Raw genomic sequence first — 21,982 nt, 5'->3', positions numbered from 1 at the left:
ATTAAACACATCACCTTTAGGGTAAATCAGCTGTGCCGGCACGTGAGTTCAAAACATGCTCAGTTGTGGCTGTTCTGGCATCGCAGGAAAATGAGTTAAGTCAGGCAGTACGATAGCCTTTTGTAATTGTTGGTAAAGTTGTACCGCGAGCTGAGGTGCTAAATCATTATCTGGCGTATGAATCATCAGATAAGGCTGCTTACCTTGTGCAATCCACTCAGGCAGTTTGTGTTGCCACGCACGGAAGAAGGGTAAGTTAGCGTCCCGTTCAGGATGGCCGATAAAACGGATCATCGGATGTTCTGCGGTGGCAATCGCATGAACCGGCACTTTGGGTTTTTTCTGTTGCGCGTCAATCACCGCTTCGGTATTCGGCAGCGCTGAAAATACGGGGCGACTGTCCATAATGATGCGGTCAATGTTTTGCTTAATTAGCCATTGGTTGAGCGCTTTTTCCGCTTCTCCTTTGCCAAAAAAGGCCAGATGACGCACCTCCACACCCAGTGGAAAATCCGCTGGGAACCATTGACAAAAGTTTTGCAGTTGAGCTAGGTGCTCAGGGCTAAACGCGGCGGGCAGTTGAATAGTCCACATGCCAATTCGGTCGTGCAAGGGCTGCATTAAACGCAAAAAGCTCAGCAGCTCTTCTTTGCAGTCGCGCAGTAAATGCTGGTGTGTAATGCTTTTCGGCAGCTTAAAGGTAAAGCGAAAGTCATCGTGAGTCGCGGCGCGCCAGTTGAGTACGGTACTGGGCGAAGGTGATGCATAAAAAGTAGTATTGCCTTCAACCGTGTGAAAAACGCTGGCGTATTTGGCAAGGCGTTCAGAGGCTTGCGTGCCGCTGCCATAAAATTCACTCTGCCATGCAGGATGAGACCACAGCGTTAAACCTAGGCGCAGGGGAAGAGAGGCAGTCACTCTGGTCAGGCTCCTTAAATCATCATCACGAGAGTTTTTGAAGAATACGGGATTTTAGCGCTATAATCAGCGCCTATTTTTCCCTTCTGGTTAGCCTTTAATCTTCTGTTAGCGGGATTATTGCGTTAAAAAGCAGCAAGGGGTAAGAAAAGACAACAAATTGTACGTGGAAGGTCGATCTTAAATCCCTTTCGGCGTATAAATGGAACTTTGCTGAAATGGCAGTCTGCTAAGCACACCACGACCTTTCAGCGTTAAATTTGATGACTAATTGAGATTGGGAAATTCACTATGCGTAGCCATTATTGTGGTCACCTGAACAAGTCCTTGGTAGGACAAACTGTAGAGCTGTGCGGCTGGGTTAATCGCCGTCGTGATTTAGGCGGTCTGATCTTCATTGATATGCGAGATCGTGAAGGTATTGTTCAGGTAGTAGTGGATCCGGATATGGCGGATGTATTCGCCGTGGCTAACCAACTGCGTAGCGAATTCTGTATCAAATTGACCGGTGAAGTGCGTGCGCGTCCAGAAAGCCAAGTCAATAAAGAGATGGCAACCGGTGAAGTAGAACTGTTGGCACGTAGCCTTGAGATCATTAACCGTTCAGATGTTCTGCCGCTCGATTTCAACCAAAAGAACTCAGAAGAGCAACGCCTCAAGTACCGTTACTTGGATCTGCGTCGCCCAGAGATGAGTGACCGCATCAAGCTGCGTGCGAAAGCCTCAAGCTTTGTACGCCGTTTCTTGGATACACACGGTTTCCTTGATATCGAAACCCCAGTGTTGACCAAAGCGACACCAGAAGGTGCGCGTGACTACCTAGTACCAAGCCGTGTACACAAAGGCAGCTTCTACGCTCTGCCACAATCACCACAGCTGTTTAAACAGCTACTGATGATGTCAGGTTTTGACCGTTACTACCAAATCGTAAAATGTTTCCGTGACGAAGATTTGCGCGCTGACCGTCAACCAGAATTCACTCAGATCGATATTGAAACCTCTTTCATGACCGCAGAACAAGTGCGTGCCGTGACGGAGAAGATGATTCGTGAAATGTGGCTTGAACTGCTGAATGTTGATCTGGGCGATTTCCCAATCATGCCATACAGCGAAGCGATGCGTCGTTTCGGCTCAGACAAACCTGACCTACGTAACCCAATGGAGTTGGTGGATGTGGCGGATCTGCTGAAAGACGTGGATTTCAAAGTCTTCTCTGGTCCAGCGAATGATCCAAAAGGCCGTGTTGCTGCACTGCGCATCCCTGGTGGCGCAGCACTGACCCGTAAACAAATTGATGAGTACACTGCATTTGTTGCTATCTACGGTGCGAAAGGCTTGGCGTGGCTGAAAGTGAATGATTTGGCGGCGGGCATGGAAGGTATCCAATCTCCAGTGGCGAAATTCCTGACTGAAGAGATTATCCAAGCCATCATCGAGCGTACTCAAGTGCAAACTGGCGATATCATTCTGTTCGGTGCAGATTCTGCCAAAGTCGTGGCTGAAGCGCTGGGCGCACTGCGTCTGAAAGCGGGTAAAGAGTTAGGTATCACCAACGAATCCGCGTGGGCGCCACTGTGGGTAGTTGATTTCCCAATGTTCGAAGGTGATGACGAAGGTAACGTGGCGGCAATGCACCACCCATTCACTTCACCGCTGAACCTGACACCTGAGCAGTTGAAAGCGAATCCAGAAGAAGCGTTGTCAAACGCTTACGATATGGTGTTGAACGGCTACGAAGTCGGTGGTGGTTCAGTACGTATCCATAACGCGGAAATGCAATCTGCCGTATTCGATATTCTGGGCATCACGCCAGAAGAACAACGTCTCAAGTTTGGCTTCCTGCTTGATGCGCTGAAGTTTGGTACGCCACCACACGCTGGTCTGGCATTTGGTTTGGATCGTCTGGTGATGCTGCTGTGCGGCACGGAAAACATCCGTGATGTTATCGCCTTCCCGAAAACCACCGCAGCGGCGTGTCTAATGACCGATGCGCCAAGTTTAGCGAACCCAGCCGCTCTCGAAGAGTTGGCGATTGCGGTCAAGCTCGCGACGAAAGATAAAGCGTAATCAACGCCTTGCGAAGGGTGGCATAAGCCACCCTTTTTTTCACCTGCGCTGCAGGGTAGCGCAGACAGTAAAATGATACAGACAGGATTTCTTCTTTGGCTCAGATGTACTTTTATTACTCGGCAATGAATGCGGGTAAATCGACCACCTTATTGCAATCGGCGTTTAACTACCAAGAACGCGGCATGAACCCACTGATTTTTACCGCGGCGATCGATGATCGTTTTGGTGTCGGTAAAGTGAGTTCTCGGATTGGGCTGGAGGCCGAAGCGCACCTTTTCCACGCCGATACCAATCTGTTTCAAGTGATCGCAAACTTGCATGAGGCTGAACCTCGCCACTGTATTTTGATGGATGAGTGCCAGTTTCTCTCTAAAGAGCAGGTTTACCAACTGACCGAAGTGGTGGATAAACTGGATATCCCTGTACTGTGTTATGGCTTGCGTACAGATTTCCTCGGTGAGCTGTTTGAAGGCAGTAAATATCTACTCTCATGGGCAGATAAACTGATTGAGCTGAAAACCATTTGCCATTGTGGACGCAAAGCCAATATGGTGATCCGTACTGATGAGCATGGCAAAGCAATTTGCGAAGGCGATCAGGTCGCGATTGGTGGTAACGATAAGTATGTTTCGGTATGCCGCCAGCACTATAAAGAGGCGTTGGGTCGTTAAGTTGATTCATCTCTCAGCTGGCATATATTGCCCGTGACTGAGTAAAGTAAAAGCCAGACGGATAATGTCTGGCTTTTTTATGAATAATCATGATTAGCGATTAGGCTTCACGTTTTTCTAGCTCAGTTGCCGCTTCTTCTGTGATCATCGAATCCACAATCACCGCACAAGCGGCATCACCGGTAATGTTCAGCGCAGTACGAATCATGTCGAAGATACGATCCAGTGCAAACAGCAGTGGCAGACCTTCAATTGGAATTCCGGCAGAGAGCAAAACCGCCACCACAAGGAATGAAGGTCCTGGTACACCTGCTTGACCAACCGCACCCAAGGTCGCAGTAATGATGATCGCGATGTAAGCGCCCATGCTCAGGTCAATATTGAACAATTGAGCAAAGAAGATCGCCACCAGACCGTAGTAGATCGCGTTACCTGACATGTTGATGGTTGCGCCCAAAGGCAGTACGAAAGAAGCCGTTGAGTTGCGCACACCCAGATCGTTTTTCACCGTATCCATAGTGACAGGCAGTGTCGCCATTGAAGAGGCGGTAGATAGTGCAACCGCTTGTGGCTTTTTCATCGCTTGAATGAATTTCTTCGCCGATGTTTTGCTAAACAGTTGGATCATGACTGGGTAAGCCACAAAGCCAAAAATCGCAATTGCCGCTACGTAAACGACGAACAGTTTAAACACCACCATCAGCGCGCTGAAACCAAATGTACCCACGGCATCAGCCATCAAGCCAAACACACCAATCGGGGCAATCAGCATCACTTTGTTGATCATCCATACCATGGCATCAACAATGGTGTTCACCGCGTTGATCACTGGGTCACGTTTTTCTTTGGCTTGCTTAGAAATCGCAATGCCTAAAAACAGACAGAAAACCAAAATTTGCAGGATGTTTGCTTCGTTCAGTGACTGGAAAACGTTGGTTGGGATCATACCGATGATGGTCGCCCAAAAAGTGGGGAGTTCACCTTGCGCAGCATATTCAGCGGAGAACATGCTCTCAACGCCAGAAACATCAACACCGACACCGGGTTGGAACAGTTCACCCATGATCAATGCCAGAGCTACAGCGGCGGCAGAGGTAATAGCAAAGTAACTTAACGTCACTGCACCGACCTTACCAGCAGAATGGCTATCACCCAGACCTGCTGCACCAGAAATCAGTGCCACAGCCACCAGAGGAATCACCAGCATTTTGATCAGATTAATAAAAATTGCACCTAGTGGGGCAAATAGTGTCGCATCGTGACCCATTGCTGCACCGACTGCGGTACCCGCGAGCATGGCGATCACCACTTGCACGCCGATGTTGTTTAGTAAACCCTTTGTCTTTAACACTTCCATAACCTCTGTGCTAATAAATTGTAAATTCCTAGTGTTAGCCACTAGTGTCATATCACTAAATGGGCAAAAATTTTGCTCCTGCTTTTTACACGGAATGTTTACATTTAGCAATAAGCACATCGAGCGTTTTCTCAATAGCAAAATAAAACGAGAGTGGTTTGGCGTTTTCGAATGCAAAGAAAACGTTTGCTATCTGTTTTTACGATGGGTTTGGAAGGGCGAATAAAAATTAAGGATGAGTTCGGGGGAGTGTGAATTGTTAATGAAATGATGCAGCACATCTGGATGGAAATGCCGCATCAAATGAAGTAGTGAGTTAAATTTGTGTTGCTTGTTTCATGGTTTGAGTGAAGTTTGCTAACTCAGCCAACTGTTTAGCTGGGTTATCCAGATGCGTTTCAATGATTTTCACTACTGCAGAACCTGAAATTGCACCGGCTGCACCGGCTTCAATTGCTTGTTTGACCTGAGCGGGTTCCGAAATACCGAAACCCAGTAACGCAGGTGGCGCATCGAATTGTTGCAGACGTTCAAGTAGAGCATGCACGGGCATATTGGCTTTGGTTTCAGCCCCAGTCACCCCCGCGCGTGACAGCAGATAGGTGTAGCCTTGGCCTAGTTGAGCAACCGCTTGTAAGGTTTCATCACTGGCCGTTGGTGGCGCAATAAAGATCGGCTGAATGCCAAACTTCTCTGCGGCTGCGACAAAAGGCTGGCTTTCGTTGGTTGGCACATCCGCAATCAGCACCGAATCTACACCGGCTTTTTGGCAGCGTTGATAAAAATCATCGATGCCGCGCGCGTAAACCAAGTTGGCATACATCAGTAAACCAATTGGAGTGTCAGGGTTGCGTTCACGAATCTGCGCGATCAGCTCAAAACAGACATCCGGGGTGGTTTTGGCCGCTAACGCACGCAAGTTCGCCCCTTGAATCGTCGGGCCATCGGCCAGAGGATCAGAGAACGGCATGCCAAGCTCAAGCGCATCCGCCCCTGCATCAATCAAGGTTTGCATAATGGCAAGTGACTGCTCGGGGTTTGGATCACCAATGGTCACGAAAGGAACGAAAGCGCCTTGCTGCGCGGCGCTCAGGCGTTGAAATAGGGCTTGATAACGGTTCATTACAACGCTCCTTTGTCTTCAAGTAATTTGTGTACGGTGAAGATATCCTTATCACCGCGGCCAGAAAGGTTAACCACTAACAGCTGTTCTTTGTCTGGCTCGGCATATGCCATCTTGATCGCATGCGCGAGAGCGTGTGAAGACTCCAACGCTGGGATGATGCCTTCGTTGCGAGCGAGTGCTTGGAACGCATCAAGCGCTTCATCATCGGTGATGCTTTCATATTCCGCGCGGCCGATGGCGTTGAGGTAAGCATGCTGTGGCCCTACCGATGGGAAATCCAGCCCCGCAGAGACAGAGTAAGATTCTTCCACTTGACCATGTTCATCTTGCATCAAAGGCGCTTTCATACCGAAGAAAATGCCGGTTTTACCGTGTTTAAGTGGTGCGCCATGTTGATGGGTATCAATGCCTTTTCCTGCAGGCTCAATACCGATCAAACGTACCGATTCTTCTTCGATGAAATCAGCAAACATACCGATGGCGTTTGAGCCACCGCCAACACAGGCGATCACCGCATCGGGCAAACGACCTTCACGAGCAAGGATTTGGTTTTTGGTTTCTTCGCCAATAATACGTTGGAATTCACGCACAATGGTTGGGAATGGGTGAGGGCCTGCCGCAGTACCAAGCAGATAATGCGCGGTCTCGTAGCTACCAGACCAGTCGCGCAGCGCTTCGTTACAAGCATCTTTTAGAGTTGCTGAACCAGAATGAACAGGGATCACGGTAGCACCCATTAAGCGCATGCGGAACACGTTCGGGCTTTGGCGTTCAACATCTTTCGCACCCATGTACACGCGGCACTTTAAGCCAAGCAGCGCACAGGCTAATGCGGTTGCGACACCATGTTGACCAGCCCCCGTCTCGGCGATGATTTCATGTTTGCCCATGCGTTTTGCGAGCAGGGCTTGACCCAAAACTTGGTTGGTTTTGTGCGCGCCGCCGTGCAGCAGATCTTCACGCTTCAAATAGAGTTTGGTTTTGGTGCCTTTGGTGATGTTTTGCGTGAGCGTCAGCGCCGTTGGGCGGCCCGCATACTCCTGAAGCAGAGTCATAAACTCAGCGCGGAAGGCATCATCTTGCTGGGCATCAATAAAGGCTTGTTCCAGTTGATCGAGCGCTGGAACCAAAATTTGTGGCACAAACTGCCCACCGAATTCACCAAAATAGGCGTTTAATTTAGCCATGCTTACATTCCTTTCTTATGCATGTTGCCATGCTGATAATCTAATAATTCCGTAACTGTTGGAAAACCTGTTGTAACTGGGTGGCGTCTTTTTTACCCGGAGCGCTTTCCACACCAGAGTTGAAATCCAGTCCGCGGCAGCCAAGTTGCGCCGCTTGGGCGACATTCTCGGCGTTCAAGCCACCGGCGAGCATCAGGTCGCTATGTTTTGGCAGCAAGCGCCAATCAAAACTGTGTCCTGTGCCGCCACTCTGTTCGCCGATTTTGGCATCGAGCAGATGTCGGTCTATGTGCTCTGGCAGTAGCTCAGGTAAAGCATCACTCACGCCATACGCTTTCCAAATTTCAATCGATTCTGGAAGGGCAGCGCGCAGTTCGCGTACATATTCAGCCTCTTCCTCACCGTGCAGTTGCACCGCAAATAAGCCCAATTCGGTTGCGATATCGGCGACTTGCGCGGCTGGGTGATTTTGAAACACGCCGACATACTGTAGCGGTGCGCCGCTCATGGTCAGGCGGGCTTGTTCTACATCCACAAAGCGTTTGGACTTCTCAACAAAAATCAGGCCACCAAAAACGGAACCTGCTTGGTAGGCTTTAACCGCATCATCAGGATGAGTCAGGCCACACACCTTGTGTTCGCCGAGCACAATTTTACGCACCGCCAGTTCAAGATTGCTTTGCGCCATCAGCGAGCTACCAATCAAGAAGCCATTGGCAAACTGAGCTAAATCACGCACCTGTTGGTGGGTGTAAATACCAGATTCGGAAATAATGATGGTGCCTTGTGGAATGAGCGGCGCCAAGTGCTTGGTGCGATTTAAGTCGGTGGTCAAATCACGAAGATTGCGGTTATTGATGCCGATGACTTTCGCTTGCAGAGCAATCGCCCGTTCCAGTTCTTGCTCGTTGCTGACTTCGGTGAGTACGCCCATACCAAGATCGTGCGCCACGGCGGCCAGTTCACGATATTGATCATCATTGAGCACCGATAGCATCAGCAAAATCGCATCGGCTTGATAATGGCGTGCCAGATAAACCTGATACGGATCGACCATAAAATCTTTGCACAATACAGGTTGGGTGACTTGAGCACGCACTTGCGGCAAAAACTCAAAACGACCTTGGAAATATTTCTCGTCAGTCAGTACCGAAATGGCACTGGCGTACTCGCCATACACGGAGGCGATGTAATCGAGATCAAACTCTTCGCGGATCAATCCTTTTGAAGGTGAGGCTTTTTTGCATTCGAGAATGAATACGGTGTTATCGCCGCTCAAGGCTTGATAGAAATCGCGCTCTGAGCGAGTCAGTAATGGATGAAAGCTAGCGAGAGGTTGCTTGGCTTTGCGCTCCTCAATCCATTGGTATTTATCGTTGACGATTTTGACCAGCACTTGCGCCATTTGCGCGGTTTGTACGGAAATATGCTCAGACAACTGCTCGGACATTCTACTTAACCTCGTTGTGCTAACTGCTGAACCAATCCATAGGCTTGGCCCGATTTCATCACGGCGATCGCTTGTTGGGTATTGGCTTTCAGATCTTCTTGGCCAAATAGACGCAGCAGAAGTGCAACGTTGACGGCCACTGCCGCCATTTGTGCTGCTGTGCCATTGCCCGTTAGGATCTGGGTGATGATGGCGCGATTCTCTTCTGGCTCTCCACCACGGATCGCATCCAGTGGGTAACGACTAACACCAAAATCTTCCGGGGTGAGCGTGTATTCAACCAATTCGCCTTGGCGAATTTCCGCCACTTGCGTTTCGCCATGAATCGCGACTTCATCCAGACCTGAACCATGCACCACCGCCGCGCGTTTCAGACCCATTTGTAACATGGTTTGCGCAATAGGACGAACCAAATCCTTGCTGTAAACCCCCATCAATTCAATATTGGGACGGGCAGGGTTAATCAGGGGGCCTAAGATGTTGAAAATGGTGCGAGTTTTCATGGTTTGACGCACAGGCATAGCATGGCGCACACCACTGTGGTATTGAGGGGCAAACAAGAAAGCCACGCCGAGATCATCCAAGGCTTGACGCGAATCTTGCGCGCTCATCGCAAGGTTGATTCCAAATGAGTTGAGTAGATCGGAAGAGCCTGATTTGCTCGATACCCCACGGTTACCGTGTTTAGCGACTTTCACGCCACAAGCAGCGGCGACAAAAGCAGCCGTGGTGGAGATGTTGATGGTGTTTGAGCCATCGCCACCGGTACCGACGATATCGGCAAAGTCGTAATCAGGCCGCGGAAACGGATTGGCGTTGGCGAGCAGGGCTTTAGCCGCCCCCGCGATTTCATCTGGCGTTTCGCCTTTGATTTTCAGCGCAGTCAGTACCGCAGCCATCAATACTGGATCCATTTCACCGCGAATAATTTGGTCGAAAAGCTGTTGGCTCTCGGCTTGCGTTAGCCCCTGCTGTTCATAGAGTTTATTAATAATGGTTTGCATAACATTCTCCCTGTGCGGTTACGCGAATTGAGTCTGTGCTGGCGTTGCAGACAATGCCCAATCAATGGCATTGGCCAGCAAGGTAGCGCCGTGGGTGGTCATGATCGATTCTGGGTGAAATTGAAAGCCGCAGACTTTGTCAGCCTCATTAACCACCGACATTACCAAGCCATTCACTTCTGCCGTCACGGTCAGAGCTGCCGGTACTTGCGTTGCAACGAGCGAGTGGTAACGTGCAATCGCCAGTGGTGATGGGAGGCCGCGATAAATCGCGTGGTCTTGGTGCTCCATCATCGACACTTTACCGTGGATGATTTCACCCGCACCAGCAACCACACCGCCGTAGGCTTCCACGATGGCTTGATGCCCTAAGCAGATACCAATCATTGGCACCTTGCCTTTCAGGCGTTGCAGTAGCTCTGGCATGCAGCCCGCTTCAGACGGCGCACCTGGGCCGGGGGATAACACGACCACGGGATTGTCTAATTGTTGCAGTGCTTGTTCGATCACATCAGCCGGGATGTTGTTACGGTAAATCGTTACGACATGACCGAGTGAGCGAAACTGATCCACCAAGTTATAAGTGAAGGAGTCAAAGTTATCGATAAACAGAATATTGGCCATGATCATTCCTTCCCTTGATGAGCGTATAAAATGGCGGAGATTACCGCTTGCGCTTTGCCGCGCGTTTCATCGGCTTCGGCTTGTGGGTCGGAGTCGTAAACGACACCTGCGCCAGCTTGAACTTGGGCGATACCGTTTTCCACATAAGCAGAGCGGATCACGATACAGGTATCCAAATCGCCTTCACCCGTGAGATAGCCCACCGCGCCGCCGTAGCTGCCGCGACGCGCTTGTTCAACGTCGCGAATTAACTGCATCGCGCGAATTTTCGGTGCGCCAGTCAGCGTACCCATATTCATGCAAGCTTGATAAGCGTGTAGCGCATCCAGATCTTCACGTAACTGACCCACCACGCGTGACACCAAGTGCATCACATGGCTGTAGCGATCCACTTGCAGCAAGTCAGCGACATGGCGAGTACCGGCTTGGCTAATGCGCGCGACATCGTTGCGTGCTAAGTCAACCAGCATCATGTGCTCGGCGTTTTCTTTTTTATCCGTGCGCAGTTCAAGCTCAATGCGGCCATCGAGGTCAAAATCAATGCTGCCATCGGCGCGTTTACCGCGGCGGCGAGTGCCTGCAATCGGGTAGATTTCCACTTGGTTGGTGTGCATTTCATACTTGAGCGCGCTTTCGGGGGATGCGCCAAACAGGGTAAAGCGTTCATCTTGCATGTAGAACATGTAAGGGCTTGGGTTACTCTGTTTTAGGCGTTGATAAGCTGCGAGCGGTGAGGGGCAAGGTAAGCGAAAACGGCGTGATGGCACAACTTGGAACACATCGCCCTTGACCACGTATTGTTTGAGATCACGCACGATGTCGCAAAACGCTGCATCGCTAATATTGGTGGTCACTTCCACATCAGATAAAGACTGCGCACTCGGCAAAGGCAGTTTTTGATTCACTTGCGCACGAATTTCACGCATTCGGCTTTTGAGTTGGCTGTGCAGCGCATCGCCGGGCTGGAATTGGGTTGCTTGCAGTTGGCAAGTTTCACGCTGATGATCAATGACCATCAGGGTTTCTGCGACATAAAACACGTAATCAGGGCATTGATTGTCGGCAGATGCTTCACCGAGCGGTTCAAAGTTAGCCACTAAATCGTAGGCAAACAAGCCCCCTAAAAACAGTGCGAATTTACCGTGGTCAGTGAGATTAAAACTGTGCTGCACTAAACGTAGCGCATCGAAAGAAGAAGCTTCGCGCAAGCGTGAGTCTTCATCCAACGTATCACACGGAGTAGAGAAGGTGAGGGTAAGTTTCGCTTTCTCTACTTTGCAAGGAATCAGAGCTGTGATGTTGCCATGAATGATGTTGAGCAGCGCTTGGCCGTTTGCACTGAGCGCATGATAGGTCACCTGATGGCCTTCACACACAATGCGCACTGCCGCATCCACCAATAAAAGGCTTTTCAGATTTTGCTTGGAGTCGATTTCTGCGGATTCCAGCAGTAGGCAGTCACTGCGCCCAGCGCAAAGAGCATGAAATAAAGCCGTAGGATCTTGCGTATAAGGCAATTCACTGTGTAGCACCTCAAGCGGCGCGGTTTTCTTTATGTTGATGGCCTTATTCATAAGACCTCCTTAACCATGATTCGATTGAGCACTGATCACCGCGATGAGAAAGTAAGTAAACAGCAGTGATAGGTGGAAAAAACCAATAAAAAGCCCGCTCAAATTGGCGGGCTAGGTGTGTGAGTATCTAAACTTAGAAATACACGTGAGCCCACCAAGAACTTGTCCAAGTGCGCCACCAAGCCAGTTCAGCATTCGCTGGACTGAAATTGGGTTTATGATTTGGGTTAAATTCTTGTAACATAGTGAGCCTTAGTAAAGAGCCTTGCATTTGCGTACTAGTTAACTAGTGCGGAGATGAAAAGTCAAGCCTAAAAATCAAGCAAATAAAAAATATGAGAATTGACCTGCATAGTCATACGACCGCTTCTGATGGACGGTTTACCTATCAAGAATTGATTGAACGAGCCGTCAGTTTCAATATTGATGTTTTGGCGATCACGGATCACGATACAGTGGCCGCTTTAAATGATGCTCGCGCTTACATTGCACAGCAGCAATATCCGCTACAATTAGTGAACGGCATTGAGATTTCAACGGTTTGGCAAAATAAAGACATTCATATTGTCGGTTTAAACATCGACCCAAACAGTGAGGCATTGGGGCAGCTGATTGCGCGGCAGCAGCAACGTCGAGTTGAGCGTGCTGAACTGATCGCCCATCGTTTACAAAAAGCGACGCGTGAGGGAGTGTTAGAAGAGGTTCAACATATTGCCGATGGTGCGCCGATCACGCGTGCCCATTTTGCCAAATGGTTGGTGGATAATGGTTACGCTACCAACATGCAGCAAGTATTTAAGAAATACCTCACTCGTGATAATCCGGGTTATGTACCGCCTAACTGGTGTTCAATGAGTGAAGCGGTGAGCGCGATTCACGCCGCAGGTGGACAAGCGGTATTAGCGCATCCGGGACGATATGACTTGACGGCGAAATGGCTTAAGCGCTTAATGACCGCGTTTGTTGAAGCGGGTGGCGATGCCATGGAAGTGGCCCAGCCGCAGCAATCACCACAGGAAAAACGAACCTTGGGTGATTACGCAATGGAATACCAACTACTCGCCTCCCAAGGCAGTGACTTCCACTATCCTTCTCCTTGGATGGAGTTGGGCCGAAATCTTTGGTTACCTGCCGGAGTAGAACCTGTATGGAAAGATTGGGGCTTATCCCCAAGCAATAGAGTCGAGAGACTCGATGAAGAGGAATAACCATGAGCCAGTTTTTTTATGTTCATCCTGAGAACCCTCAAACCCGCCTAATCAATCAAGCGGTCGCGATTATTCGCAATGGTGGGGTAGTGGTTTATCCAACCGATTCTGGTTACGCCGTCGGTTGTCAGCTAGAAAATAAACACGGGATGGAGCGTATTTGCCAGATCCGTCGTCTGGACGATAAACACAACTTCACCCTGTTGTGCCGCGACTTATCTGAGATATCTCTGTATGCCCGAGTGGATAATACCGCGTTTCGCTTACTGAAAAACAACACCCCGGGACCTTACACTTTTATCTTTAAAGGAACCAAAGAGGTTCCACGTCGTCTGATGAATGAAAAGCGTAAAACCATCGGGATCCGTGTGCCAGACAACAAAATCGCGTTGGATCTTCTAGAAGCTTTGGGTGAACCACTGATGTCGACGTCGCTGATTCTGCCGGGCAACGATTTTACAGAGTCTGATCCTGAAGCCATCCGCGATAGTTTAGAGCACGCGGTGGATGTGATCCTCAACGGTGGTTATTTAGGTCAGCAGCCGACTACAGTGATTGATTTCAGTGATGATGAGATTGTTGTGGCTCGTGTCGGAGCTGGTGATCCAACCCCCTTTCAGTAGTTGAATGACGTGGCCGTGAATACCTGACAAAACGGATGCTTTTATCCACAAAATTTGCGATACTACGCGGCCGCGATTTTGAGATCGCAAACAGTCATTCGACGTCTGAGAAGACGACACATAGGTAAATAAATGAGCGAAAAGTTACAAAAAGTTTTAGCACGTGCTGGTCATGGTTCTCGTCGTGAGCTTGAAGCTCTGATCCGAGCTGGGCGTGTAAGTGTTAATGGCAAGGTAGCTGTATTGGGTGAACGCCTAGAAGATGATAACGCTTTAGTGCGTGTTGACGGGCACGTTGTGTCTGTAAAAGCGCAAGAAGAGGTCATCTGTCGAGTTCTGGCTTACTACAAACCAGAAGGCGAGTTGTGTACCCGTCATGATCCAGAAGGTCGTCGTACGGTGTTTGACCGTCTGCCGAAAATTCGTGGTTCGCGCTGGATTTCCGTTGGTCGTTTGGACGCCAACACCTCAGGTTTGCTGCTATTTACTACTGATGGTGAATTGGCAAACCGTTTGATGCACCCAAGCCGTCAGGTTGAACGTGAGTATTTAGTTCGCGTGTTTGGTGACGTCAATGAAGAAAAAGTTCGCAACCTCGTGCGTGGTGTGCAACTAGAAGATGGTATGGCGCGTTTTGAAGATGTGATGTACGCCGGTGGCGAAGGCATCAACCATACTTTCTACGTTGTGATCAATGAAGGTCGTAACCGTGAAGTTCGTCGTTTGTGGGAATCACAAGGTACAACGGTTAGCCGTCTGAAACGTGTTCGTTACGGTGATATCTTCCTTGATAAGAAGCTGCCTCGCGGCGGTTGGATGGAACTCGATCTGAAGCAAGTGAACTACTTGCGTGAACTGGTAGAGCTGCGTCCAGAGAAAGAAACGGTATTGAACACTGCCCCTGATGCGGCAACGCGTAAGCGTGAACGTACCCGTAGCCAGAAAATTCGTCGTGCAGTTCGTCGCCATGAAGAACGTGTATCGACCGCACCTGGCCGTAGTGGCTCAGCTCGTCGTAAGCCGGGTGGTGAGTCAAGTACCCGTAATAAAGTAGCGAGTAAGCAGCAAAGTGCGCGTAAGCCTCGTGGCTAATTGCTTGCACAGTTCTGCTTTTCAATGATTAAAAAGCCAGTCATATCGACTGGCTTTTTTCTTACCTATTTTTTATCACCCGATTATGAGGGGAGTGATAAAAACCCCACTGCTCGTGAGCAATAGGGTCAGCAGATTACAGCGTTTGGGTTAATTGATGATAACGACCTTGCTGAGCGAGTAGGGCATGGTGATGGCCGAATTCGACCAGCTTGCCATGTTCAATCAGTGCGATTGCATCCATCTGTTCAAGGTTGATTAAGCGATGCGTAATGAACAGTACGGTTTTATTTGCAAAGTGGCTGTGCAGTAGTTGCATGATTTGTTGTTCAGTCTGCTTGTCCAAACCTTCAGTCGGTTCATCTAACAATAGGATAGGGGCATCATGCAGTAGTGCTCGTGCGATGCCGATACGGCGCTTCTCGCCACCTGATAACTGACGACCACCATCACCCAACCATGCGTTAAGCGCGGAATCTTGCAACAGTTTTTCTAAACCCACTTGGCGCAAAATTTCACTTAATTGTTCATCGGTTGCTTCGGCGTTGGCTAACTTCAAGTTATCACGCAATGTACCGTTAAGAATATCGACACGCTGACTGACCACACTGATCGCCGCACGAAGATCGCTCTCTCGCCACTCTCGAATATCGATTCCGCCAATCGTAATTTGTCCCGCTTGCACATCCCAATAACGGCACAGCAACTGAATTAGAGTTGATTTACCAGAACCAGTTTGACCCACAATCGCGACTTTATGACCTTGAGGCAGCGACAAGCTGAATTCATCAATGGTGTTCGGTTTATTGGCTTGGTAAGCAAAGTTAATCCCATTGAACTCAATGCCGTATTGGCCATTATGTGGGGTGGGTTGATCGGTAAACTCGACCTCCGGTTTCGCCAGAATGATCTCATTTAGGCGGCGTGCTGAAGTGAGTGTTTGCCCCAAATGCTGGAATGCACCAGCAATCGGCATCAGCAGCTCTACACTCGCCATTGTGGCGAAAGCGATGAGAGCAATCATAGGATCTGGGGTTTGACCACCGACACCATCGGCAGCCAACCAGAGCATCAGCACCAGTATCCAACCATTGGCGAGCAGGAGTAAGGATTGTGCTAAACCAGATACATGCGCGTTGGCGTATTGGTTACGCAGCAGCTTTTCTTGTGCCGTGAAGATCGCCTGGCGATAGGTTTGCTCCGCGCCGAAAATGGTTAGCTCACTATAGCCTTGCAACCAATCCAAAGTGCGAATTCTTAGCTCTGCTTTATGTTGTGTAAGTTGTTGCCCGTTGTGCTTGCCAAGTCGATAGAACAAGATTGGCCAAACCAACAGCACTAACAGTAAAACGCCCCCAAGGGTAAGACCAAGGGTTGTATCAAACCAAGCCACTAATGCTGTGAGCGCGGCGATGCCCAACACACCAACGGTCACTGGGTTAATCAGGCGCAGATAGACGTGATCCATGGCATCCACATCGGCCACGATGCGGTTGAGCATGTCGGCATCGCGCACGGCGCTCAAGCGTCCCGGAATCAGCGGAGTCAGTTTTTCAAAGAAGAACACACGCAAATCGGTGAGCAACTTAAAGGTCGCGTTGTGTGTGACAACACGCTCACCCCAACGTCCGGCAGTACGTCCCATGGCAAAACCACGTACAAACGCGCCGGGTAGCATGTAGTTGAATGTCTCTCTGGCGATGGTTAGCCCAGCTACCGCAGCGGCGGACAAGAACCAGCCAGACAAAGTGAGCAAACCAATTGAGGCGAGCACTGTCAGCAATGCCAAAAGCATGCCTAGCGTCAGACCGAACCAGTGTTTTTTATAAAGCTTGAGATAAGGCAACAGTTCACGCATCGAGATTCCCCTGATTCGCAGCTTGCAGGGCTTGGTTAGCGGCTAACATAGTGGCAAATAAGCCCGATTGCTGGCTCAACGCTTCAAAATGACCGGCTTGGACTAAGGCTCCGTTTTCCATCACTAAGATCTGCTCGACTGATTGCAACGGTTGTAATTGGTGAGTGACTAATAAAGCCGTTTGTTGCTGAATGCTTTCATTCAGACCTCGCATCACATATTGCTCACTGCGTGCATCTAAACTTGCGGTGGGTTCATCGAGTAACCAAAAGCGGCCGTTTTGCAACATAGCCCGAGCCAGAGCAATACGTTGAGCTTGACCAACAGAAAGGCCGGCTGAACGATCGTTAATCTGGTAATCCAAACCATGTTGTTCAACAAAATCTTGGGCATAAGCGGCTTGTAGCACCTGAGTGACTTGTTGATCGGCAATATTCTGTTTACCAAGCGTCACGTTATCTCGAATAGTGCCGTGCAGCAGCAGTGGATTTTGACCAACCCAACTGATGGTTTGTCGCCACTGCGCGTGATCCAGTTCGCGCAGCTCAATACCATTAATGGTTAAGCTGCCTTGATAGGGCATAAAGCCCAAAATGGTATTGATTAAGCTGGTTTTACCTGCACCACTTGGGCCGACGAGCGCGGTGGTTTTGCCGCTTTGCAGAGTGAATGACAGTGGACCTGCTAGGCATTGGCCTTGTGGGCTGAGCACCACCAGATCATGCGCGATGATTTCAATGGGTTGATCATCGGCCAGTGTTTGTTCACCACTATGCAGCGTGTCGGCTTCGGTTTGTAGAAAGTCGACAATCGATTCCGCTGCACCCACCGCTAATTGTTTGGCGTGGTAGTAAGTACCAAGGTCACGCAGTGGTTGGTAAAACTCGGGGGCGAGGATCAGGATAAATAGCCCTGCGAACAAGGTGACACTTGCACCGTAGTAGCCGAAGTTGAGCTCACCAATGTAACTAAAACCAAAGTAAACCGCAGTCAGAGCAATCGAGATCGAGGTGAAAAACTCTAATACCGCGGAAGAGAGAAACGCGATACGCAGTACATCCATAGTGCGATGGCGGAACACTTCAGAAGCGCCGCGCATTTGCTCGGTTTCCGCTGCTGCGCGATCGAAAAGGCGTATGGTTGTCAACGCTTGTAAGCGGTCATAAAAATGGCCAGACAGACGCTGTAGAGCTTTAAAGTTTTTCCGGCTAGCATCGGCGGCTTTAATGCCGACGAGTGCCATAAATAGCGGTACCAGTGGCGCTGTGAGAAAAAATATCAGGCCAGCAGCCCAGTTCACAGGAAAGACCACCGCGAGGATCACAAAAGGCACCATCACGGAAAGAGACATCTGCGGTAGGTAGCGAGCAAAGAAGTCGTGCATGTTTTCGACTTGCTCAAGCATCAAGGTTGCCCATGAGCCGGCAGGTTTACCTTTGATGTACGCTGGCCCTAAATCGCGAAGTTTATTGAGAATGAGTTCACGAATATAGCAACGGATCTCCTCCCCACAGCGATATCCTGCCATTTCGCGTCCCCAAGAGCAAAGGGCGCGCAGCGCGATGAGTACTACTAAACCGACAAATTGTGGGATGAGCAGGTGCTTATCGACTTGTTCAATAATCAGTTGATGGAGAATCGATGCGAGGAGTGCGGCTTGCGCCACCAGAAATAGGCTTGATAAAACACCTAACCCAACAGCTATTGCAAGCCAGCGCTTAGCCAGTTTGCTTTGCTGCTTGAGCCAGAGATTCAAGCTACGCTGTTTTTTCTTGTCCATTTGAAAAGGCTTAATGAGAATAATAATTGTAATAGGCCACCAGTATACAAAGAAAAGCCCGACGGTTATACCCGTCGGGCTTTGCAAAAATAAAAACTGGTGTTACGCGTAGAGTCGGTTATTTACCTTGGCTATCTAGATAACGCTCAGCATCCAATGCTGCCATACAGCCTGTTCCGGCTGAAGTAATAGCTTGGCGATAGTTGTGATCCATCACGTCACCGGCGGCAAACACACCTTCAATACTGGTTTGTGTTGCATTACCTTCAAGGCCAGATTTGACGACAATGTAGCCGTTTTTCATTTCAAGCTGGTCTTCGAAGATTTGCGAGTTAGGCTGGTGGCCGATCGCAATGAATACGCCCATGACATCCAAGTTTTCAGTCTGGTCTGATTGGGTATCTTTCAAGCGAACGCCAGTCACGCCCATGTCATCACCCAGCACTTCATCCAAAGTACGATGAGTGTGCAGAACGATGTTGCCATTGACCACTTTATCCATCAGACGATCAATCAGGATTTTCTCGCTGCGGAAGCTGTCACGACGGTGAATCAGGTGCACTTCTGCTGCAATATTCGAGAGATAAAGCGCTTCTTCAACTGCGGTATTACCACCACCGACAACGGCCACTTTTTGGTTGCGGTAGAAGAAACCATCACAAGTCGCACATGCAGACACACCGCGTCCTTTAAAGGCTTCTTCTGACTCTAAACCAAGATACTTGGCGGATGCACCAGTTGAGATGATCAGTGCATCACAAGTGTACTCTTGGCTATCGCCGGTCAAACGGAATGGGCGAGAAGAGAGATCGACCGCGTTAATGTGGTCAAAGACGATTTCAGTATCGAAACGTTCAGCGTGCTCTTTCATGCGATCCATCAATGCAGGGCCGGTTAAGCCTTCTGCATCACCTGGCCAGTTTTCCACTTCCGTGGTAGTGGTGAGCTGGCCGCCTTGCTGCATGCCCGTGACAAGCACAGGTTTTAGGTTAGCGCGCGCTGCGTAAACTGCGGCTGTGTAACCTGCAGGGCCAGAGCCAAGGATCAGAAGTTTGCTGTGTTTCACGTTACTCATGAAGTACTCCGATAAGGAAGAAAGGGAGTTTGCTCATTGCTTGACCTAGGTGTAAGACGCAAGCGAATGAGAAGAATTAGTTTCGATTGTAGGGAATATAAGAGGTGAATAAAAGTGGTTCTCTGAGCATAAATCGTAATTGTTTATTCCCTTCCTGCTCTGCCTGCAGTGATGCGCGCTATTGGGAAGCTGCATCATGAGATAAAGATTTTATGCTAACTGATTGGTCATATTCCTTATTTTTAAGTGTGACAGTGAAAGCTTCTGATTTTCCAATTTCTCGACTGCCGCCATTGGTGTAATAGACCATCATCCGACCATTAATTAGATTGTTATTTTTAAATATTCACATAATCAGTTTATTGAGTTGAGAATTGTTGTTTTTGCCAAATAATCGATTAATCTTAAATGTAAATAAAATGTGAAATTTATTGTGGTATGACTAACCCATTAAGGAGTCGATGATGTTACGTTCTCATCCCAATACCCTACATATCACTCAGCTGAGCCATTCGGCAACCCACCAACTTGCCCCTTCCTTTGCTGAGTTACCGCACACAAGTCACGCGGATGGGCAGTATCGTTTACGTCGATACTCAGTGATCCGTTTTATTGATGGACAAGTAGTGGAAGTCGATAAACATGATTTCATGCAAACGGATCAGATTAATCACTTTCAAGGCAATGTCGTGCGCCGTTTTGAGGCACTTCAACCGAGTACATTAAAAAGTGAAGGCCTGCGTGAGTTGTGCTCCCTGTTTATTGAAGCCAACATGTTACCGAACGGGCAAGAGATCGAAATTCACCAAATGCGGATCGCCGCAGTGTTTGATGAAACCTTGGTTGCACCAGAAGGGGTGCATCAAGATGGTTTTGATCATATTGCGATTGTCGGGATTGACCGCCACAACATAGTGGGTGGCGAAATCATGCTTTATTTAAGCAGCCATGAAGCACCGTTTTTCCGAAAAATATTGGAAAACGGTGAAGTTGCTATGCTGGCAGATGGTCAGTTATGGCACAACGCGTGTCCAATTCGTGTGGTGAATCATGATCAAGAAGGGCATATGGATGTGTTTGTACTGACGGCTAAGGATGGTCGCCATGCGCTTCACTCCTGAGTTGGTTCGTGAACAGTTTCCTGCGTTAAGCCAAAAAGTGAATGGTAAGCCAGTGGTGTTTTTTGATGGACCGGGTGGCTCACAAGTGCCGCAAACGGTGCTGGATGCGATGGTGGCTTACCTTGGGTGCTACAATGCCAACTTGGGTGGACATTACTTTTCAAGCCACAAAACGGTCGAATTGGTACAAAGCGCGCGTGAACATGTGCAGGCGCTACTGAATGCCCCATCTCCCGAGTCGATTGTTTTTGGGCCGAACATGACTTCGCTGACTTTTCAGTTTAGCCGAGCGCTCAGCCGAGACTGGCAACCTGGCGATGAAGTGATTGTCACGGCTTTGGATCACTACTCTAACGTGTCCAGTTGGCAGCAAGCTGCTCAAGATAAGGGGGCGACTGTTCACCAAGCTAGAGTGAATACGGCTGACTGCACCTTAGATCAAACGCATCTGCTGTCGCTGATTAATTCGCGTACTCGTTTAGTCGCGCTCACTTATGCCTCTAACACCACGGGGTCATTAGTTGATCTATCAGCGATTGTGCAAGCGGCGCACCAAGTAGGAGCAATAGTGTATGTCGATGCGGTGCACTATCTACCGCACTTTCTGCCGGATGTACAGGCACTAGGCTGTGACTTCCTTGCTTGTTCTGCCTATAAATTTTTTGGGCCACATGTTGGTATTGTCTATGTTGCGCCGCAGTGGCAAAGCTCGATTATGCCGTACAAAGTGGAACCCGCGACAAATCAAGGGCCGGGACGATTTGAAACAGGTACGCTCAACTTTGAAGGCTTAGCGGGGGTTATTGCTGCTGTGCAATATTTGGCGCAATGGGGAGAACCAAAGGAAACGCTGCGTGAGCGATTAGTCTCAAGCTATCAGCAATACCAAGAGCATGAACAACGACTGAGTGAATACTTTCTTCACAAACTAACTGATTTCCCAGAATTGCAGTTGCATGGTGTTCGCCAAGCTGATTTACGGACACCTACGTTTGCTCTGACCATCCGAGATGGCTCACCTTTGTCGATCGCAAAAATGTTGGGTGAGCAACATATCTGCGTATGGAATGGCCATTTCTATGCGTTGGGTCTTATTCGTCAGCTCGAATTGGAAGAAAGTGGCGGGGTGTTGCGAATTGGTTTGATGCACTACAACACGACTGTGGAAATTGATCGGTTATTTCATGTGCTCAGTGATGTTTTATCAACGTTGAACTAGGAATTCTAGGTAGCCAATATCGCTG

19 protein-coding genes and 1 other annotated feature are annotated in these 21,982 nt (G+C 49.1%); of the genes, 7 read left to right on the top strand and 12 right to left on the bottom strand.

The features are described from left to right. Nucleotides 1-48: 48 nt before the first annotated feature. Entirely contained in the window at nt 49-918 is an 870-nt protein-coding gene (locus tag VOA_RS12225) for a DUF72 domain-containing protein (RefSeq protein ID WP_000127290.1), read from the bottom strand. A gap of 291 nt (nt 919-1,209) precedes the next feature. On the opposite strand from VOA_RS12225, the gene aspS reads away from it, so the two are divergent. Both aspS and VOA_RS12235 read left to right on the top strand, forming a co-directional pair. Next, nucleotides 1,210-2,985, top strand: coding sequence for an aspartate--tRNA ligase (gene aspS, locus VOA_RS12230; protein ID WP_001256505.1), 1,776 nt, complete (start codon nt 1,210-1,212; stop codon nt 2,983-2,985). A gap of 95 nt (nt 2,986-3,080) precedes the next feature. After that, complete coding sequence (locus VOA_RS12235; RefSeq protein ID WP_009355830.1) at nt 3,081-3,659, top strand: thymidine kinase; 579 nt, start codon at nt 3,081-3,083, stop codon at nt 3,657-3,659. A gap of 100 nt (nt 3,660-3,759) precedes the next feature. Here the strand turns inward: VOA_RS12235 and VOA_RS12240 are convergent, their stop codons facing one another. The 8 genes from VOA_RS12240 to VOA_RS12275 form a co-directional block, all read right to left on the bottom strand. After that, entirely contained in the window at nt 3,760-5,016 is a 1,257-nt protein-coding gene (locus VOA_RS12240) for a dicarboxylate/amino acid:cation symporter (RefSeq protein WP_000453411.1), read from the bottom strand. A gap of 316 nt (nt 5,017-5,332) precedes the next feature. Then, entirely contained in the window at nt 5,333-6,139 is an 807-nt protein-coding gene (gene trpA / locus VOA_RS12245) for a tryptophan synthase subunit alpha (RefSeq protein WP_001083170.1), read from the bottom strand. Further along, nucleotides 6,139-7,329 carry a tryptophan synthase subunit beta gene (gene trpB, locus VOA_RS12250; RefSeq protein ID WP_001096423.1) on the bottom strand — a complete coding sequence of 397 codons (1,191 nt, stop codon included), beginning with the start codon at nt 7,327-7,329 and terminating at the stop codon, nt 6,139-6,141. The genes trpA and trpB overlap by 1 nt, the downstream gene beginning before the upstream one ends. Nucleotides 7,330-7,369: 40 nt before the next feature. Continuing rightward, nucleotides 7,370-8,779 (bottom strand): bifunctional indole-3-glycerol-phosphate synthase TrpC/phosphoribosylanthranilate isomerase TrpF, encoded by a 1,410-nt coding sequence (gene trpCF / locus VOA_RS12255; protein WP_000003295.1) that lies wholly within the window; start codon nt 8,777-8,779, stop codon nt 7,370-7,372. Between the two features lie 5 nt (nt 8,780-8,784). Beyond that, the gene (trpD, locus tag VOA_RS12260) at nt 8,785-9,783 is read right to left on the bottom strand and encodes an anthranilate phosphoribosyltransferase (RefSeq protein ID WP_001193363.1); all 999 of its coding nucleotides are present in this window, start codon (nt 9,781-9,783) and stop codon (nt 8,785-8,787) included. 18 nt (nt 9,784-9,801) lie between these two features. After that, nucleotides 9,802-10,407: an aminodeoxychorismate/anthranilate synthase component II gene (locus VOA_RS12265; RefSeq protein WP_001274031.1), complete on the bottom strand. Its 606-nt coding sequence runs from the start codon at nt 10,405-10,407 to the stop codon at nt 9,802-9,804. Between the two features lie 2 nt (nt 10,408-10,409). Beyond that, nucleotides 10,410-11,981 carry an anthranilate synthase component 1 gene (locus VOA_RS12270; protein ID WP_001030218.1) on the bottom strand — a complete coding sequence of 524 codons (1,572 nt, stop codon included), beginning with the start codon at nt 11,979-11,981 and terminating at the stop codon, nt 10,410-10,412. Between the two features lie 84 nt (nt 11,982-12,065). Beyond that, nucleotides 12,066-12,168, bottom strand: a sequence feature (Trp leader region). Continuing rightward, nucleotides 12,115-12,252, bottom strand: coding sequence for a trp operon leader peptide (locus VOA_RS12275; RefSeq protein ID WP_009355828.1), 138 nt, complete (start codon nt 12,250-12,252; stop codon nt 12,115-12,117). (Overlaps the previous feature by 54 nt.) A 64-nt stretch (nt 12,253-12,316) precedes the next feature. Here VOA_RS12275 and rnm point away from each other — a divergent pair, with 64 nt between their 5' ends. The 3 genes from rnm to rluB all read left to right on the top strand — a co-directional run bounded on the left by rnm (nt 12,317) and on the right by rluB (nt 14,904). After that, the gene (rnm, locus tag VOA_RS12280; protein WP_001217209.1) at nt 12,317-13,189 is read left to right on the top strand and encodes an RNase RNM; all 873 of its coding nucleotides are present in this window, start codon (nt 12,317-12,319) and stop codon (nt 13,187-13,189) included. A gap of 2 nt (nt 13,190-13,191) precedes the next feature. Continuing rightward, entirely contained in the window at nt 13,192-13,812 is a 621-nt protein-coding gene (locus VOA_RS12285; protein ID WP_000077263.1) for an L-threonylcarbamoyladenylate synthase, read from the top strand. A gap of 132 nt (nt 13,813-13,944) precedes the next feature. Then, nucleotides 13,945-14,904 carry a 23S rRNA pseudouridine(2605) synthase RluB gene (gene rluB, locus VOA_RS12290; RefSeq protein WP_001291241.1) on the top strand — a complete coding sequence of 320 codons (960 nt, stop codon included), beginning with the start codon at nt 13,945-13,947 and terminating at the stop codon, nt 14,902-14,904. 136 nt (nt 14,905-15,040) lie between these two features. On the opposite strand, the gene cydC is transcribed toward rluB, so the two are convergent. The 3 genes from cydC to trxB form a co-directional block, all read right to left on the bottom strand. Then, nucleotides 15,041-16,762, bottom strand: coding sequence for a heme ABC transporter ATP-binding protein/permease CydC (cydC, locus tag VOA_RS12295; protein ID WP_001208700.1), 1,722 nt, complete (start codon nt 16,760-16,762; stop codon nt 15,041-15,043). After that, nucleotides 16,755-18,542, bottom strand: a complete 1,788-nt coding sequence (gene cydD / locus VOA_RS12300) for a heme ABC transporter permease/ATP-binding protein CydD (protein ID WP_000358472.1) — start codon at nt 18,540-18,542, stop codon at nt 16,755-16,757. The genes cydC and cydD overlap by 8 nt, the downstream gene beginning before the upstream one ends. 118 nt (nt 18,543-18,660) lie before the next feature. Beyond that, nucleotides 18,661-19,617 carry a thioredoxin-disulfide reductase gene (trxB, locus tag VOA_RS12305; protein WP_000073131.1) on the bottom strand — a complete coding sequence of 319 codons (957 nt, stop codon included), beginning with the start codon at nt 19,615-19,617 and terminating at the stop codon, nt 18,661-18,663. Between the two features lie 464 nt (nt 19,618-20,081). On the opposite strand from trxB, the gene VOA_RS12310 reads away from it, so the two are divergent. Both VOA_RS12310 and VOA_RS12315 read left to right on the top strand, forming a co-directional pair. Beyond that, a complete protein-coding gene (locus tag VOA_RS12310; RefSeq protein ID WP_000946305.1) occupies nt 20,082-20,738 on the top strand; it encodes a 2OG-Fe dioxygenase family protein in 657 nt (218 codons plus the stop codon). Beyond that, nucleotides 20,722-21,957, top strand: coding sequence for a cysteine desulfurase-like protein (locus tag VOA_RS12315; protein ID WP_001212915.1), 1,236 nt, complete (start codon nt 20,722-20,724; stop codon nt 21,955-21,957). Before VOA_RS12310 ends, VOA_RS12315 begins: the two co-directional genes overlap by 17 nt. The last annotated feature ends 25 nt before the right edge of the window (nt 21,958-21,982 follow it).

This window comes from Vibrio sp. RC586 (genome assembly GCF_000176715.1).
Taxonomy (GTDB): Bacteria; Pseudomonadota; Gammaproteobacteria; order Enterobacterales; family Vibrionaceae; genus Vibrio.
The sequence above is the reverse complement of the archived record's forward strand: the minus strand, read 5'-3'. Positions and strand labels throughout refer to the sequence as shown.

Coding starts and splice junctions, on each gene's coding strand:
- trpB (WP_001096423.1), bottom strand. CDS start 7,329: ATGGCTAAATTAAACGCCTATTTTGGTGAATTCGGTGGGCAGTTTGTG.
- cydD (WP_000358472.1), bottom strand. CDS start 18,542: ATGGACAAGAAAAAACAGCGTAGCTTGAATCTCTGGCTCAAGCAGCAA.
- trpD (WP_001193363.1), bottom strand. CDS start 9,783: ATGCAAACCATTATTAATAAACTCTATGAACAGCAGGGGCTAACGCAA.
- trxB (WP_000073131.1), bottom strand. CDS start 19,617: ATGAGTAACGTGAAACACAGCAAACTTCTGATCCTTGGCTCTGGCCCT.
- rluB (WP_001291241.1), top strand. CDS start 13,945: ATGAGCGAAAAGTTACAAAAAGTTTTAGCACGTGCTGGTCATGGTTCT.
- VOA_RS12315 (WP_001212915.1), top strand. CDS start 20,722: ATGCGCTTCACTCCTGAGTTGGTTCGTGAACAGTTTCCTGCGTTAAGC.
- VOA_RS12240 (WP_000453411.1), bottom strand. CDS start 5,016: ATGGAAGTGTTAAAGACAAAGGGTTTACTAAACAACATCGGCGTGCAA.
- trpCF (WP_000003295.1), bottom strand. CDS start 8,779: ATGTCCGAGCAGTTGTCTGAGCATATTTCCGTACAAACCGCGCAAATG.
- cydC (WP_001208700.1), bottom strand. CDS start 16,762: ATGCGTGAACTGTTGCCTTATCTCAAGCTTTATAAAAAACACTGGTTC.
- aspS (WP_001256505.1), top strand. CDS start 1,210: ATGCGTAGCCATTATTGTGGTCACCTGAACAAGTCCTTGGTAGGACAA.
- VOA_RS12275 (WP_009355828.1), bottom strand. CDS start 12,252: ATGCAAGGCTCTTTACTAAGGCTCACTATGTTACAAGAATTTAACCCA.
- VOA_RS12270 (WP_001030218.1), bottom strand. CDS start 11,981: ATGAATAAGGCCATCAACATAAAGAAAACCGCGCCGCTTGAGGTGCTA.
- VOA_RS12310 (WP_000946305.1), top strand. CDS start 20,082: ATGTTACGTTCTCATCCCAATACCCTACATATCACTCAGCTGAGCCAT.
- VOA_RS12285 (WP_000077263.1), top strand. CDS start 13,192: ATGAGCCAGTTTTTTTATGTTCATCCTGAGAACCCTCAAACCCGCCTA.
- rnm (WP_001217209.1), top strand. CDS start 12,317: ATGAGAATTGACCTGCATAGTCATACGACCGCTTCTGATGGACGGTTT.
- VOA_RS12265 (WP_001274031.1), bottom strand. CDS start 10,407: ATGGCCAATATTCTGTTTATCGATAACTTTGACTCCTTCACTTATAAC.
- trpA (WP_001083170.1), bottom strand. CDS start 6,139: ATGAACCGTTATCAAGCCCTATTTCAACGCCTGAGCGCCGCGCAGCAA.